Raw genomic sequence first — 12,161 nt, 5'->3', positions numbered from 1 at the left:
CTGGAGAGCGAGTTGCGCAACAAGCATATCGACTGGATCTGCAACGCCAAGGTGGACAAGGTCGAGGCGGGGATGATGTACGTCACCGAGTACGACGAGAACGGACAGGAAAAGAAAAAGCACGAACTGCCCTTCAAGCACAGCATGATGCTGCCGGCCTTCAAGGGGGTGGATGCTGTGTTCGGGATCGACAAGCTGACCAACCCGCGCGGCTTCATCCTGGTGGACGAGCACCAGCGCAACCCGACCTATAAGAACATCTACTCCATCGGCGTGTGCATCGCCATCCCTCCGCTGGAGCAGACCCCGGTGCCGACTGGGGTGCCGAAGACCGGTTACATGATCGAGTCCATGGTGACGGCGACGGCGCACAACATCCGGGCGGAGTTGGACGGCAAGGAGCCCACCGAGAAGGGCACCTGGAACGCGCTGTGCCTGGCGGACTTCGGTGACACCGGGGTGGCGTTTTTGGCGATGCCGCAGATTCCGCCGCGCAATGTGCAGTGGGCGTCGCGGGGCCGCTGGGTGCACCTGGCGAAGATCGCCTACGAGAAGTACTTCATGCGCAAGGTGCGCAAGGGCATCAGCGAGCCCACCTACGAGCGCCTCACCCTTAAAGCCATGGGCGTCATGCGTCTCAAGAAGTAGGACCGGCGCGACGCGTCGCGCCCCATATGAATTGCGGTGCCAAGTACACGCGACTTACGGAGACGCTGAATAGACCGGCGAATCCCTATCCATTCACGAGGAGAAATGACATGAATTTTTTTCCCAAGTTGCCTGGCCCTCATGACGTTCCTTTCGCGGCTCCCTTGATGACCGCCGCCTTGTTAGGCTTTGTCATCGGTTTTGTGATCCTCAAACTGATGGATCAATTCATACCCGACAAGGACGAGCAGCAAAAATGAGATCGCGGCCGCTGGCCGGGCTGCCCGCATGGGTACCGGCCAGCGGCACTTCGCTTAAATTATCTATGCGCTTGAGCCGGGTTCCTCTCATTTGACTGTGCTGGTGCAGCTAGCTTGAAGGCAGCTGCATGACGGCCGCGGCAGGTCGTTTCTCAAGCTTTCGATTCCCGCTTTACGGAAACGTATGCGGATCGGTGCCTTCACATTCCGCTTCGGGATGGTGCTTCCGGATGGCGTTCTCGATGGCTTCGAGGCGTTCCCGCGGTACATCGACCATCATCAGAAACTCGCCGTTTTCGATGGCTGCCTGAAATTGCGCGATACGGCGGCTGCCGATGCTGATGCCTACCATGCTCGACATCAGTCCGCCGATGCCGGCCCCGGCCAGGGAAGCCGCCAGCACCGCGCCGCCGCCAAGCACAAGGCCCGTTGGCAGCGCCATGGCGACCAGGCCGGCCAGAAGTCCGGTTGCGCCGCCCAAGGCCAGTCCTTGCTCCAGGGAAGGTAGGAAATCGGTTTTCTGCATAAAGCTGGCTTCCGGTAGATCTTCCAGATAAGTGCCGCGTTTGGCCAGCACGTGAATATGGCGTTCCTCGATCCGGGCGAGCAGCAGTTCGTCCACGATCTTCTTGGTGATTTGGATGTCTGGAACCAGAAAATAGATGCGCCGCATGATCGCTGCTCCCGGGGAATGTGGCTGGGCAACGGCGCCTTCCGCGGGGGTCTTGAGCCTAAGGCGCCAGTGGGGCAGGGCGGCCAAAGTCCGCAGGAGGCGATATGATGCTTGTCGGTGGGTGACTCTACGGGACGAATCTACTGCGGCGTCGCGGAGCTTGGCATCCGCAAGGTTTCGTAGTCCATGCGGCAGGTTACGGAGTCAATGGTTTTCCAAGCCAAGCGGGCGATGCTTAGGTTTTCTTATTGTTTTGCGCGAAAGGCGGCCGGGTCGACGCCGTAGGCCTTTAATTTCTGGTAGACGGCGCGGGGGGTGAGCTCCATGGCTGCCGCGACACTGTTCACATTGCCTTGGGCTTCCTGCAGGGACTGCTCCAGGTAACGCCGCTCCAGTTGTTCCAGGGCCTGCTGGCGGATGTGCTTCCACGACTGTCCCGGTGGCGCCGGTTCCATCTCGGCCAGCGAGATTTCGGCGATCTCGGATTGCTGGCTGAACAGCACGGCTTTTTCCAGGGTGTTTTCCAGTTCGCGCACGTTGCCTGGCCAGGCGTACGAGCGCAATTGCCGCATCACGTCCGCAGTCACGCCGTTGATGGGCTTCTTGTAGCGCTTGCTCAATCGCCGCAGGATAAGGTCGACCAGGTAGGGCAGATCCTCGGGACGCTGTGATAGCGGTGGTATCTGCAGCTTGACCACATTGATCCGGTAATACAGATCCTTGCGGAAGCGCCCATCCGCCACGGCGGCTTCCAGGTCGCAGTTGGTGGCGGAGACGATGCGGGTGTCTACGCTCAAACTGCGGTGCCCGCCCACGCGTTCTATCTCGCCCTCCTGGATCACGCGCAACAGGCGGGTTTGGATCGCCGGGGTCAGCGCATCGACTTCGTCCAGGAACAGGGTGCCACCGTTTGCGCGCTCGAAATAGCCCTGGTGCACCTCGACGGCGCCGGTGAAGGCCCCCTTCTCGTGCCCGAACAAGACACTCTCGACGATGCCTTCCGGTATGGCGCCACAGTTCACGGCGATGAAGGGCTGGTGGCAACGTTCGCTCATGGCGTGGATCGCCCGGGCCACCAGTTCCTTGCCGACGCCGGTCTCGCCCCGTATCAACACTGTCGCGGGCGTCGGCGCGACAGTCTCGACGGCTTGCAGCACCGATTGCATGGCCGCGGAGCGGGCGATGATGGTCGGTGGCTTGGCCGACTCGTCGCGTCCGCGTCCGGCGTTCATCTGGCACCAGATGCGGTGCATCTGCTCCTCGATGCGGGCGTGCAATTCGTCGAATGTCTTGCGGTTGTCGTTGTCGCTCACGGGCACTTGGTATTCGATCCCGGGCAGGTCTCGCGCCTGCTCACGCTGCAGGTGGATGCGCACGTCACAGCCGGAATCGCCCCGTGCGATGCGACTGGCCAGTTCGACCCTGGCGTAGCCGAAGTTGCGCGCCGCAATGCCACCAAACACACTGGAGGTCATGCGGCAGAGTTCTGGCGAATTCTTGACCCCGTCACCGAAGGGGCAGCGGCTGTTCACCACGCGGATGCAGTGCTCGTCGATGGAGTGCAGGGAGAAATCACCGCCGATCCGGTTTTTCAGGCCGACGATCAGTTCCGCGTACTGAGCCTGGCTTAGGGTGCCTTCCAGGCCAAATTCCTCTCGAAAAGCCTCCTCGAAGAACCGGCTGGCGCTGCGGGCAATCTGTTCTATCAGTTGCTCGACGGGGGAAATGCCGGCCTCGACGCAGACATGCATCAGTTCCAGTACAAAGGTCTGCAGGAATCCGGTGGGGCTCAGTTGCGAGAAACTCGAGTGGCTCATGGTGGCTGAATGGGCGGGCTTGGTTCGATCAAGAAATGTGAAGCTGATTTTCTCTAAGTGAAGTTGGATTTCAAGAGTTTTCTCGGGATCCCTTCGTAAAGTCTTGATCTGCCTTGCCGTCCCGGGAATGCGCGTGCTGGCATGCAAGCTGCTGCATTGCCCGCGTCCTAACAGGACTTCCAATAATAAAACCCGATCCAGAGCGGAGCCTGAATGTCCAAGAACGACCTTGATTCGACCGGTATCCGTCCAGTGCGGATGTGGCGTGAGCCGGTTCCAGATGGCGCCTACCGCGGGTGCAGGTGGCCTGTGCAATGTGCCGCGCGGCTGCTGCAGAAGGATGATTTCCTGTTCATTTATGGCCCTTTCGAGGATCATGGCGAGTACACCGCGGAGGCGAATCAGGCGACAGACCCGGTGATTCATTCTGCTGGTGGGTTCGAGTGGGGTCTCTAGGACAATGCCGATCTTGAAAAAGCGGCGGATGAAGTGCCTTGCTGCTGAACGAGAAGATTTACATGCCGGTCAATAGCTTAGGGCTCATTTTCGGCTGTTCCTGAGAACACCCTCTCTATTAACAATAAAACAACGAGGAGAATACCTATGAGCAAGATCCTGACCGAAGTTCTGAAAGCCAACGAAGGCTATGCCTCCAGTTTCGACAAAGGGCATCTGCCTTTGCCGCCAGCTCGCGGCTTCGCGATCCTGACCTGCATGGATGCCCGTCTGGATCCCGCCAAATATGCCGGGCTGTCGGAAGGTGATGCCCATGTCACGCGCAATGCCGGTGGCCGCGCCAGCGACGATGCCATCCGCTCCCTGGTGATTTCGCACAAATTGCTGGGCACGCAGGAGTTCTTCGTGATCCATCACACCGACTGCGGCATGCAGCTGTTCGACAACCAGATCATGGGCGACCTGCTGGCCAGCAGCCTGGATACGGCCAGCATCGACGCCAATGGCTGGCACGACAACGGCACCTATCCTGGTTCAAGCGACGGCAAGTACATCAACTGGCTGACCTTCAAGAACAATGAGCTGAGCGTGCTGGAAGACGTCAAGCGCATTCGCAACCACAGTCTGGTGCCGAATTACATTCCGATTTACGGCTTCATTTACGACGTGAAGACCGGCAAGCTGGTGGAAGTGCCGGAGGCCATGCAGGCCGGCCGACCGGTCTGATCGGCGCGCCATCGGCGCGATTCACGCCGGGTGCACGGGCGCCCGGCTTTCGCGCTTTGGGCGGTCGGACGCGGCCGTACCGAAGGCTACGAGGAGAGTGCTATGCAGATTGAAAATGCTATGAGGTGGATCGCCGTTGGTGCCGCGCTGCTGTTGCCATTGGCCGGTCACTCCGAGGAAGCGGCAGCGATGGTGCCGCGCCAGCTCTTGCTCAAGAAGGCGCTGGATCTGCCTTCAAACTCGGTGGAAGCCAGGGTCATCCGGGTGCAATTTCCCTCCGGCTACAAGACGCCGCTGCATACCCACCAGGGACCCGGTCCACGCTATGTGCTCAAGGGCCGTTTGAAGGTTGAGGATAACGGACAAACGCAGGTTTATGGACCCGGGGATGTCTTCTGGGAGACTGGAGCCGCCATGACCGTGGAGAACATCGGCGGCGGCGACGCCGAAATGGTGATCTTCGAAGTAGCGCCAAAATCCTGAGGCGAATCCGGCGTAAGTGAAGCGAGCTCAGTGAAAGATCGGGTAGTGGAGCGGGCGACGGGATTCGAACCCGCGACATTCAGCTTGGGAAGCTGACGCTCTACCAACTGAGCTACACCCGCGTATCCTGAATTTTAAGATCATTGGGGAGAGCGAGGCAACTGTCTTGTTGCTCCGCGCCTGTGTCCGCGTCTATGGTCAGCCCCGTTGAATTGTTGCATGATGACGGGCGTGCTCGGCCTGCATCCCCGGCCGGCAAGGGGGATGCATGGGGCAGGAGATCGAGAAATCTTCGTTTGAGCCTGAGGATTTCGAGCAGTTCCACCAACGCTTGGAGGCGGAGACGCGGCTGCTTGAATCGGTGTGCCAAAGCGGAGGGCTTTCTGGCGCCGGCCCGGTGGGCGGCTTCGAGCTGGAGGCCTGGCTGGTGGATGAGGCCATGCAACCGGCGGCGGTCAATGAAGCCTTTCTGCAGGGCCTTTCCAGTCCTTTGGCCAGCCCGGAGTTGGCTCGATTCAATGTCGAATTCAACACCCCGCCCCTGCGAGTTCAAGGCGATTTTCTGTCGCGGGTCAGGCAACAACTGGAGGCAACCTGGCGCGATGCGCAAACGGCCGCCTCCGCCCTGGGCGTGGAGGTGATCGCCATTGGCATCCTGCCGACGCTGTCGGAAGCCGCTCTGAACCTTCGCAATCTGTCGGACATGAAACGCTATCGGGCCCTGAACGAACAGGTGCTGGCGGCGCGCGGTCAGCGCCCGATCAGGCTGGACATCGTCGGGGCGCAGCGTCTTCATTGTGAGCACGTTGACGTTATGTTGGAGGCCGCGGCCACGTCCTTCCAGATCCATTTTCAGGTACCCGTGTCCGAGATGGTCCAGGTCTATAACGCGGCTTTGTTGATGTCGGGGCCTCTTGTGGCCCTGGGGGGCAATTCGCCGTACCTGTTCGGTTGCGATCTCTGGGCCGAGACGCGCATTCCGCTGTTCGAGCAGGCGGTTGCCGTCGGGGGCTATGAGGATGCGCGTGGCGGCCCGGTGAAACGTGTGGGTTTCGGTTCCGGCTACGTGAAACGCGCGCTGACGGAGCTGTTCGAGGAGAATCTGGCTCATCATCCGGTGATACTGCCCTTGTGCTCTGATTTGCCGCCGCAACGCTTTGCTCACCTGCGCCTGCACAATGGAACCATCTGGCGCTGGAACCGCCCGCTATTGGGGTTCGACACTGACGGCACGCCGCATCTGAGGCTGGAGCATCGTGTACTTCCAGCGGGCCCCAGCATTCCGGACATGGTGGCCAATGCCGCCTTCTTTTTTGGCGCAGTCGCGGCGGCGGCCAGCACAAATGAGAAAACGTCTTTGCCGTTCGCAGCGGTCAGGGACAATTTCTACCAGGCGGCGCAGCATGGCCTCAAGGCGCACGTCTCCTGGGTGGATGGCGAACGCCATGGTTTGCGCGGCCTGCTGTTGCACCGCCTGATCCCCGAGGCGGGGCGTGGCATGGAGCGGCTGGGGGTGGATCGGGCGGACATCGCAGCCTGCCTGGGGATACTGGAGCGCAGAGTGGAATCGGGCCGCACCGGCAGCGAATGGCAACGGCGTTTCCTGGCAAAGAGGCCCGGCTGTTTCGCCGACATGACGCGCGTCTACCTGGAGCAGCAGCGCGAGGCGCGCCCGGTGAGCGAATGGGTGATGTGAGCATGGGACTTGGCCTCAGGCAGGTGGAGGCGCTGCCCGCGGGACTCCTGCCGGCGGCTGCCCACGAACTTGAGGAGGTCCTCGGCGGCCCCACCTTGATTCACCTGCCCGGCAGGCATGCGCCGCCGCTCTTCGTTAGCGTGCTGCTGCACGGAAACGAAACCACCGGCTGGGACGCGGTGAGGCAGGTGCTGGCCAAGTACCGGGACACGCTGCTTCCCAGGGCGCTCTCGCTGTTTGTCGGCAATGTTGCGGCGGCGCGCTTGGCCGCCCGCCGGCTCGACGGACAGCTGGACTACAACCGGATCTGGCCGGGCGGGGAAGGCACGGCTTCGGCAGAGGGCCGCATGGCGGAATCGGTGCTTCAGGAAATGCAGCGGCGCGGCGTCTTTGCCAGCGTTGATGTGCACAATAATACGGGCACCAATCCGCATTACGCCTGCGTCAATCGCCTCGATCACCGTTCACTGCGGCTTGCCACCCTGTTCGGCCGCTTGGTGATTCACTTTACCCGGCCCACGGGAACTCAGGCGGCAGCGTTCGCCAGTTTCTGCCCTGCCGTCACGCTGGAGTGCGGCAAGCCGGGGCATCCTTACGGGGTGGAGCACGCGGCTCAGTTTCTGGATGCCTGCTTGCACCTGACGGAACTGCCGGATCACGCGGTCCCGGCGCATGACATCGATCTGTTCCGCAGCGTTGCCCAGGTGACCGTGCGCGAGGAAATTCCTTTCAGCTTCGATTCGGCCGACTGCGAGCTCAGGTTGTTGCGTGAACTGGACCACCAGAATTTCACGGAGATGCCAGTCGGCTTCGTCTGGGGACACATGCTCGAAGGGCTGGGCACCTGCCCCGTGTTGGCCAGGGACGAGGCGGGACGGGACGTGACCCGGGAGTATTTTGAGGTTCGTGGAGCCCGTCTACTTGCGAGGAAACGGGTAATGCCGTCCATGTTGACCCTGGATGAGCGCGTGATTCGGCAGGATTGCCTGTGTTATCTCATGGAGCGGGTGGAAATCTGAATGACAGCTGTTGCGATGCTCGGCAACATCACAGGCAATTGTGCCCAGGGCCGTAACGCTATAGAGTCGGCATATCATCCAGGGCGGCGCTGCCGGCACCGCCAGACTGATGCGAGGAGGACCCGTGCCCGGAATTGCCAGGATTTTCGTTTTGCGGCTCGTCGCGGGCTGTATATTGCTGGGGAGCGCTGGCGCAGCCGCCGGCCCGAAAGCGCCGGCCTGCTCGGCTGAAATTCAGCAATTCTGCGGCCATATCGAGACTGGACAGGGAAAGCTGCACCGCTGTCTCGATGAGCATCGCGCCGAACTCTCGTCTGCCTGCGCGTCCAAGCTGAAGCAGTTGGAGGCGAGGCGCCAGGCTGTAAGGCAATTATGCGCGGCCGATGCGGGAAAGCACTGTGGCCATTTGCAGCCAGGTCAGGGGCGCGTGGTGAGGTGCCTGCTGGAGCACCGGGCCGAGCTTTCCCCGGCCTGCGCAGCGCAGTTGCGCGTGTCGCCTTGAGCCAGCGCGCAGCAAAGGTTGATTCTTTTCAGTCGGTTAAAGGCGCGGGGCATCATCCATGAACCAGCATATGTTTAGTCTGCGTTGCACCGCCGCCTGGCTCAAGTCCGCTGCGGTCGTCTTGAGCTTGGCATTGATGTCGGGGTCTGCAGTGGCCATCTTCGACGATGATGACCAGGTTTCAACGGAAGTGGAGTGTTACCGGGCCAATCCATCCGATTATGCGCACGAGCCGGTCGAGGTCGGGCACGTCGACATCTATTCCGGCCAGCAGCCTGCCGGAGTCTGCAACCAGGAGTTTTACGGATGCCAGGGACAGTGCGCTGCCTGCGTCTTCGATTACGATTATTCGGCCGACGTCTGCATCGACATGGCCGGAAATCGGTTCTTGAAGTGATTGTGTTTCGGGACGGGCCGGCGATCGGGCTTGCCCTTTCAGGTGTGCAGCGTGGCTGAGTTGCCGTGCGTGGCCGATGGATGGCCTGTCTTTCGGGCATGTGGGGTGATCTTAACCCCTTTGTCTTGTATCGTATGCGGTTCCGCGTCCTGCGCAGTCAGGCAATAAGAATTAAACAATAAGAAGAGGAGTGCATAATGTTTGGTGGCATCATCTCCATCCTTATCGCGATTTGGTTTTACCGTGAAGCCGAGTCCAAGAAGGCGCCGGCTTTTCAATGGGCCTTCGTCGGCTTCATTACCTACTACTTGCCCAACCTGATCTGGACTTTCTGGGTCGCTAAGCCTACGGTGATCAAGTTGCATGCACAGAATGCCGGTCTGTCCGCGACCCTGATCGGGCACTCCGGAATCCTGCTGGGACTGGTCTGTGCTGGGCTGATCTGGCTGCAGGTGCTGCGTAAGCTCAAGAGCCCCGAGGCGCAGTAAACGGCATCACGGAAACAAAAACGCGCTGCGGCCCGACAATGGGCGGCAGCGCGTAGATTTGCACCTGCCCTCCGCGACGATGCGCCAGCGGGCGGTTGCAATCGGGCCAGTGCGATGCACTCGCCCGACTGAAATTACAGCTTGTCGGCGTTCTGGCTCAGGTAGGAGGCAACGCCATCCGCGTCGGCCGTCATGCCTTTCTGGCCCTTGTTCCAGCCGGCCGGACAGACTTCGCCGTGTTCTTCGAAGAACTGCAGGGCATCCACCATGCGGATCAGTTCGTCCATGTTGCGTCCCAGGGGCAGGTCGTTGACCACCTGGTGGCGGACGACACCGTTTTTGTCGATCAGGAAGGTTCCACGGTAGGCCACAGCGGCGCCAGCGACTTCCACGTCGTAGGCTTTGGCGATTTCGTGGCTGACGTCGGCGATCATGACGTACTTGACCGCGCCGATGCCGCCCTTGTCCACCGGGGTGTTGCGCCAGGCTGCGTGGGTGAACTGGGAGTCCACGGAGACGGCCAGCACTTCCACGCCACGGGACTTCAGTTCAGCGACGCGGTGATCAAGGGCGATCAGCTCCGTCGGGCACACGAAGGTGAAATCCAGCGGATAAAAAACCACCGCCACATATTTGCCCTTGGTTTCCTTGGAAAACCAATAGCTGTCGCAGATGGAGCCATCGCCCATCACGGCTGCCGCCTTGAAATCCGGTGCCGCTTTGCCAACTAAAACGCTCATAGTGTCTCCTTATAGTTTGTTCCAAGAAACTGGATCATTTGATTCGCGTGGCAGGGTGCTGCCCTGCCGAGGTGTAGGGTCGACGCCCTGTCACAAATAAACAGCGCCCAATTGTACACAGAAACACTCGGTCAAAGGAAAGCAAACTCGAGGGCTGAGGCAGGGTTTGCTCTGCTGCCATGACGGTGCCAGAGTGACTGATTTGTCAGTGTTTTCACGGGGGCGTGCGGGGACCTGTGGAAGTTCCCCGCAGCCGATAGATTCAGTGTTTCCGGCCAATGCCCGGGAGGGTGCTCACCGCGGAACGTGCAGCGTCTGAGGTGTTGGGCTCAGGCAACGGCAAAAGACGGGTTGCCCATGACATCCTGCCAGACTGCGGCGCCGACGCTATCCTGCATCCCGAACAGGCGCGCGATGAGGCTGCCGGTGCGGTTGTGGATCTCGATGGCCATGCCCTGTTCATCGCCGCCAGAGCCTGTCACGAGCCAGATGGAATCGATGTTGTCACGGTGCAGATGCAGCGAGAAACCATCCCCTAAGAGATACAGGCGGTCCGCATCGCGTTCGATGCGTCGCACTACGCCGCGGCTGATCTGTTCCGCGCTCGGATTGGCGATGTGCACGGAACACGGCAGTTCCAGTTCCGCCAGCAGGGAAATGCGTTCGCAGAACTCGTGCAGGGAAAGCCGGGTGATGCGCTCGCTGGCCTCATCGCTCAAGGATGTGGAGGGCAAAGGGCTTGCCGCGGTATCGTTGCGCCGACGCAGCAAGCGTTCCGACTGAGAGAAGTACGTGGTAACCGGGACCCCTGAACCATTGGCAGACAGAGCGTCACGGTCTGGCCATTCCTGTCTTTCCATGTGTTACCTCCTGATGCGTTGAACGCGCATCGCGCAGTGGCGATGCGCCCATTTTCAAAGCGCGTGATGAACGCCTCAGGGCGTTTGCTCCCAGATCACGCGTTTCGGACCCCTGACGGCCCATGTTGGGCGTCGAGACGGCAGAAGTCCGCAATCCCCTAAGTCTCTGCAAATTACAGGCCATTACCTGGATCGGCCGCCACGTCAGGCTGGCCGGCACGCGCTTCAGCAAACCGCGCCGATCTGTGCTTCCCAATGCGCCATTTGCCGGTCGTCCTGTGTGGATTGACATGGCCGGTTGGCATCGAAACTCCGTTCGACCCTGCCCTTATTTTCCCGCTGTGTCGAGAAGCGGCGCCGAAATGGCGCTAACCGCGCTCCATACTGGTGCCTGAGGCCGCGACAAGGACGTGAATCAAAGGGACAGTCCTTCCAGCGGCGACGATGCGGAGGCATAGCGCTTGCGCGGCATACGCCCTGCCAGGAACGCCTCGCGGCCGGCCTCGATGGCTTTCCTCATGGCTGAGGCCATGAGCACGGGATTCTTGGCTTCCGCAATGGCCGTGTTCATGAGGACACCATGGCAGCCCAGTTCCATGGCGATGGCGGCATCCGACGCCGTTCCGACGCCCGCATCGACCAGTATGGGAACCTTAGCATTCTCCAATATGGTCAGTATATTGTAAGGGTTACGTATGCCCAGCCCGGAACCGATGGGCGCCGCAAGGGGCATTACGGCGACGCAGCCGATCTCCTCCAGCCGTTTGGCCACGATGGGATCGTCATTGGTGTAGACCATCACCTCGAAACCGTCGGCGACCAGTGTTCTGGCGGCTTCCAGGGTAGCTGTGATGTCGGGGAACAGCGTCTTCGCATCGCCCAGCACTTCCAGTTTCACCAGGCGGTGGCCGCCCAGCAGCTCACGGGCGAGCTTGCAGGTGCGCACGGCGTCTTCGGCCGTATAGCAGCCGGCGGTGTTGGGCAGGATGGTGTAGCGCTCAGGCGGCAGAATATCCAGCAGATTGGGCTGGCTCGGGTCCTGGCCGATATTGGTGCGGCGAATGGCGACGGTGACGATCTGCGCCCCGCTGGCCTCGATGGCGCGGCGGGTCTCATCCATGTCCTTGTATTTGCCCGTGCCCACCAGCAGGCGGGACTGGTAGGCCTTGCCAGCGATCACCAGCGCATCATCCTGCCCGCCGCCGATGGCATGCACGATTTCCAGCCGGTCGCCGTCACGGAGTTGGTGCTGGCCGTAACTGTCCTGCGGCACGATTTCACGGTTGAGTTCCACGGCGATGCGTTTTCCCGTCAGCCCGAGTTCGCTGGTGAGCTCCGCCAGGGTGGAATGTTCGCGAACCTCGCGCGGTTCGCCGTTGATGATGATCTGCATGGC

The 12,161-nt window shown here is 60.9% G+C and carries 15 protein-coding genes and 1 tRNA gene; 10 read left to right on the top strand and 6 right to left on the bottom strand.

The window, feature by feature from the left end:
• Positions 1 to 648, top strand: a 648-nt coding sequence (locus EK23_RS14460) for an NAD(P)/FAD-dependent oxidoreductase (protein WP_045226070.1), incomplete at its 5' end; no start/stop codon positions are given.
• Between the two features lie 110 nt (positions 649 to 758).
• Positions 759 to 908 (top strand): hypothetical protein, encoded by a 150-nt coding sequence (locus tag EK23_RS23675; protein WP_158002510.1) that lies wholly within the window; start codon positions 759 to 761, stop codon positions 906 to 908.
• A gap of 172 nt (positions 909 to 1,080) precedes the next feature.
• Here the strand turns inward: EK23_RS23675 and EK23_RS14455 are convergent, their stop codons facing one another.
• Together EK23_RS14455 and EK23_RS14450 are read right to left on the bottom strand one after the other, a co-directional pair.
• Complete coding sequence (locus EK23_RS14455) at positions 1,081 to 1,581, bottom strand: alpha/beta hydrolase family protein (protein ID WP_045226069.1); 501 nt, start codon at positions 1,579 to 1,581, stop codon at positions 1,081 to 1,083.
• Between the two features lie 245 nt (positions 1,582 to 1,826).
• Positions 1,827 to 3,398 carry a sigma-54 interaction domain-containing protein gene (locus EK23_RS14450; RefSeq protein ID WP_082054201.1) on the bottom strand — a complete coding sequence of 524 codons (1,572 nt, stop codon included), beginning with the start codon at positions 3,396 to 3,398 and terminating at the stop codon, positions 1,827 to 1,829.
• Between the two features lie 213 nt (positions 3,399 to 3,611).
• On the opposite strand from EK23_RS14450, the gene EK23_RS21840 reads away from it, so the two are divergent.
• From EK23_RS21840 to EK23_RS14435, 3 genes are all read left to right on the top strand, one after another.
• Positions 3,612 to 3,854, top strand: coding sequence for a DUF938 domain-containing protein (locus EK23_RS21840; protein WP_052808194.1), 243 nt, complete (start codon positions 3,612 to 3,614; stop codon positions 3,852 to 3,854).
• Between the two features lie 147 nt (positions 3,855 to 4,001).
• Positions 4,002 to 4,580 (top strand): beta-class carbonic anhydrase, encoded by a 579-nt coding sequence (locus EK23_RS14440; RefSeq protein WP_045226068.1) that lies wholly within the window; start codon positions 4,002 to 4,004, stop codon positions 4,578 to 4,580.
• A 102-nt stretch (positions 4,581 to 4,682) separates the two neighbouring features.
• The gene (locus EK23_RS14435) at positions 4,683 to 5,063 is read left to right on the top strand and encodes a cupin domain-containing protein (protein ID WP_045226067.1); all 381 of its coding nucleotides are present in this window, start codon (positions 4,683 to 4,685) and stop codon (positions 5,061 to 5,063) included.
• Between the two features lie 46 nt (positions 5,064 to 5,109).
• On the opposite strand, the gene EK23_RS14430 is transcribed toward EK23_RS14435, so the two are convergent.
• Positions 5,110 to 5,185 (bottom strand) — tRNA-Gly (locus EK23_RS14430).
• Between the two features lie 146 nt (positions 5,186 to 5,331).
• On the opposite strand from EK23_RS14430, the gene EK23_RS14425 reads away from it, so the two are divergent.
• The 5 genes from EK23_RS14425 to EK23_RS14405 all read left to right on the top strand — a co-directional run bounded on the left by EK23_RS14425 (position 5,332) and on the right by EK23_RS14405 (position 9,165).
• Positions 5,332 to 6,759 carry a glutamate-cysteine ligase family protein gene (locus EK23_RS14425; RefSeq protein ID WP_045226066.1) on the top strand — a complete coding sequence of 476 codons (1,428 nt, stop codon included), beginning with the start codon at positions 5,332 to 5,334 and terminating at the stop codon, positions 6,757 to 6,759.
• Between the two features lie 2 nt (positions 6,760 to 6,761).
• Positions 6,762 to 7,778, top strand: coding sequence for a M14 family metallopeptidase (locus EK23_RS14420; protein ID WP_045226105.1), 1,017 nt, complete (start codon positions 6,762 to 6,764; stop codon positions 7,776 to 7,778).
• Between the two features lie 124 nt (positions 7,779 to 7,902).
• Entirely contained in the window at positions 7,903 to 8,280 is a 378-nt protein-coding gene (locus EK23_RS22575; protein WP_158002509.1) for a cysteine rich repeat-containing protein, read from the top strand.
• 58 nt (positions 8,281 to 8,338) lie between these two features.
• Positions 8,339 to 8,677 (top strand): hypothetical protein, encoded by a 339-nt coding sequence (locus EK23_RS14410; protein ID WP_145998669.1) that lies wholly within the window; start codon positions 8,339 to 8,341, stop codon positions 8,675 to 8,677.
• Between the two features lie 197 nt (positions 8,678 to 8,874).
• A complete protein-coding gene (locus tag EK23_RS14405) occupies positions 8,875 to 9,165 on the top strand; it encodes a hypothetical protein (protein WP_045226063.1) in 291 nt (96 codons plus the stop codon).
• A 134-nt stretch (positions 9,166 to 9,299) separates the two neighbouring features.
• Here the strand turns inward: EK23_RS14405 and EK23_RS14400 are convergent, their stop codons facing one another.
• From EK23_RS14400 to thiS, 3 genes are all read right to left on the bottom strand, one after another.
• Complete coding sequence (locus EK23_RS14400; protein WP_045226062.1) at positions 9,300 to 9,905, bottom strand: peroxiredoxin; 606 nt, start codon at positions 9,903 to 9,905, stop codon at positions 9,300 to 9,302.
• 329 nt (positions 9,906 to 10,234) lie between these two features.
• Positions 10,235 to 10,765, bottom strand: coding sequence for a ChuX/HutX family heme-like substrate-binding protein (locus tag EK23_RS14395; protein WP_052808193.1), 531 nt, complete (start codon positions 10,763 to 10,765; stop codon positions 10,235 to 10,237).
• A gap of 415 nt (positions 10,766 to 11,180) precedes the next feature.
• Positions 11,181 to 12,158, bottom strand: coding sequence for a sulfur carrier protein ThiS (gene thiS / locus EK23_RS14390; RefSeq protein WP_045226061.1), 978 nt, complete (start codon positions 12,156 to 12,158; stop codon positions 11,181 to 11,183).
• Between the last annotated feature and the right edge of the window lie 3 nt (positions 12,159 to 12,161).

The organism is Methyloterricola oryzae, from assembly GCF_000934725.1.
Taxonomy (GTDB): domain Bacteria; phylum Pseudomonadota; class Gammaproteobacteria; order Methylococcales; family Methylococcaceae; genus Methyloterricola; species Methyloterricola oryzae.
This window is presented reverse-complemented; position numbering and strand designations above follow the sequence as displayed.

Excerpts from the sequence above, each read along its gene's own strand:
- thiS (WP_045226061.1), bottom strand. The coding sequence starts at position 12,158 with ATGCAGATCATCATCAACGGCGAACCGCGCGAGGTTCGCGAACATTCC.
- EK23_RS14435 (WP_045226067.1), top strand. The coding sequence starts at position 4,683 with ATGCAGATTGAAAATGCTATGAGGTGGATCGCCGTTGGTGCCGCGCTG.
- EK23_RS21840 (WP_052808194.1), top strand. The coding sequence starts at position 3,612 with ATGTCCAAGAACGACCTTGATTCGACCGGTATCCGTCCAGTGCGGATG.
- EK23_RS14400 (WP_045226062.1), bottom strand. The coding sequence starts at position 9,905 with ATGAGCGTTTTAGTTGGCAAAGCGGCACCGGATTTCAAGGCGGCAGCC.
- EK23_RS14420 (WP_045226105.1), top strand. The coding sequence starts at position 6,762 with ATGGGACTTGGCCTCAGGCAGGTGGAGGCGCTGCCCGCGGGACTCCTG.
- EK23_RS14405 (WP_045226063.1), top strand. The coding sequence starts at position 8,875 with ATGTTTGGTGGCATCATCTCCATCCTTATCGCGATTTGGTTTTACCGT.
- EK23_RS14450 (WP_082054201.1), bottom strand. The coding sequence starts at position 3,398 with ATGAGCCACTCGAGTTTCTCGCAACTGAGCCCCACCGGATTCCTGCAG.
- EK23_RS14395 (WP_052808193.1), bottom strand. The coding sequence starts at position 10,765 with ATGGAAAGACAGGAATGGCCAGACCGTGACGCTCTGTCTGCCAATGGT.
- EK23_RS14440 (WP_045226068.1), top strand. The coding sequence starts at position 4,002 with ATGAGCAAGATCCTGACCGAAGTTCTGAAAGCCAACGAAGGCTATGCC.
- EK23_RS14410 (WP_145998669.1), top strand. The coding sequence starts at position 8,339 with ATGAACCAGCATATGTTTAGTCTGCGTTGCACCGCCGCCTGGCTCAAG.
- EK23_RS14425 (WP_045226066.1), top strand. The coding sequence starts at position 5,332 with ATGGGGCAGGAGATCGAGAAATCTTCGTTTGAGCCTGAGGATTTCGAG.
- EK23_RS23675 (WP_158002510.1), top strand. The coding sequence starts at position 759 with ATGAATTTTTTTCCCAAGTTGCCTGGCCCTCATGACGTTCCTTTCGCG.
- EK23_RS14455 (WP_045226069.1), bottom strand. The coding sequence starts at position 1,581 with ATGCGGCGCATCTATTTTCTGGTTCCAGACATCCAAATCACCAAGAAG.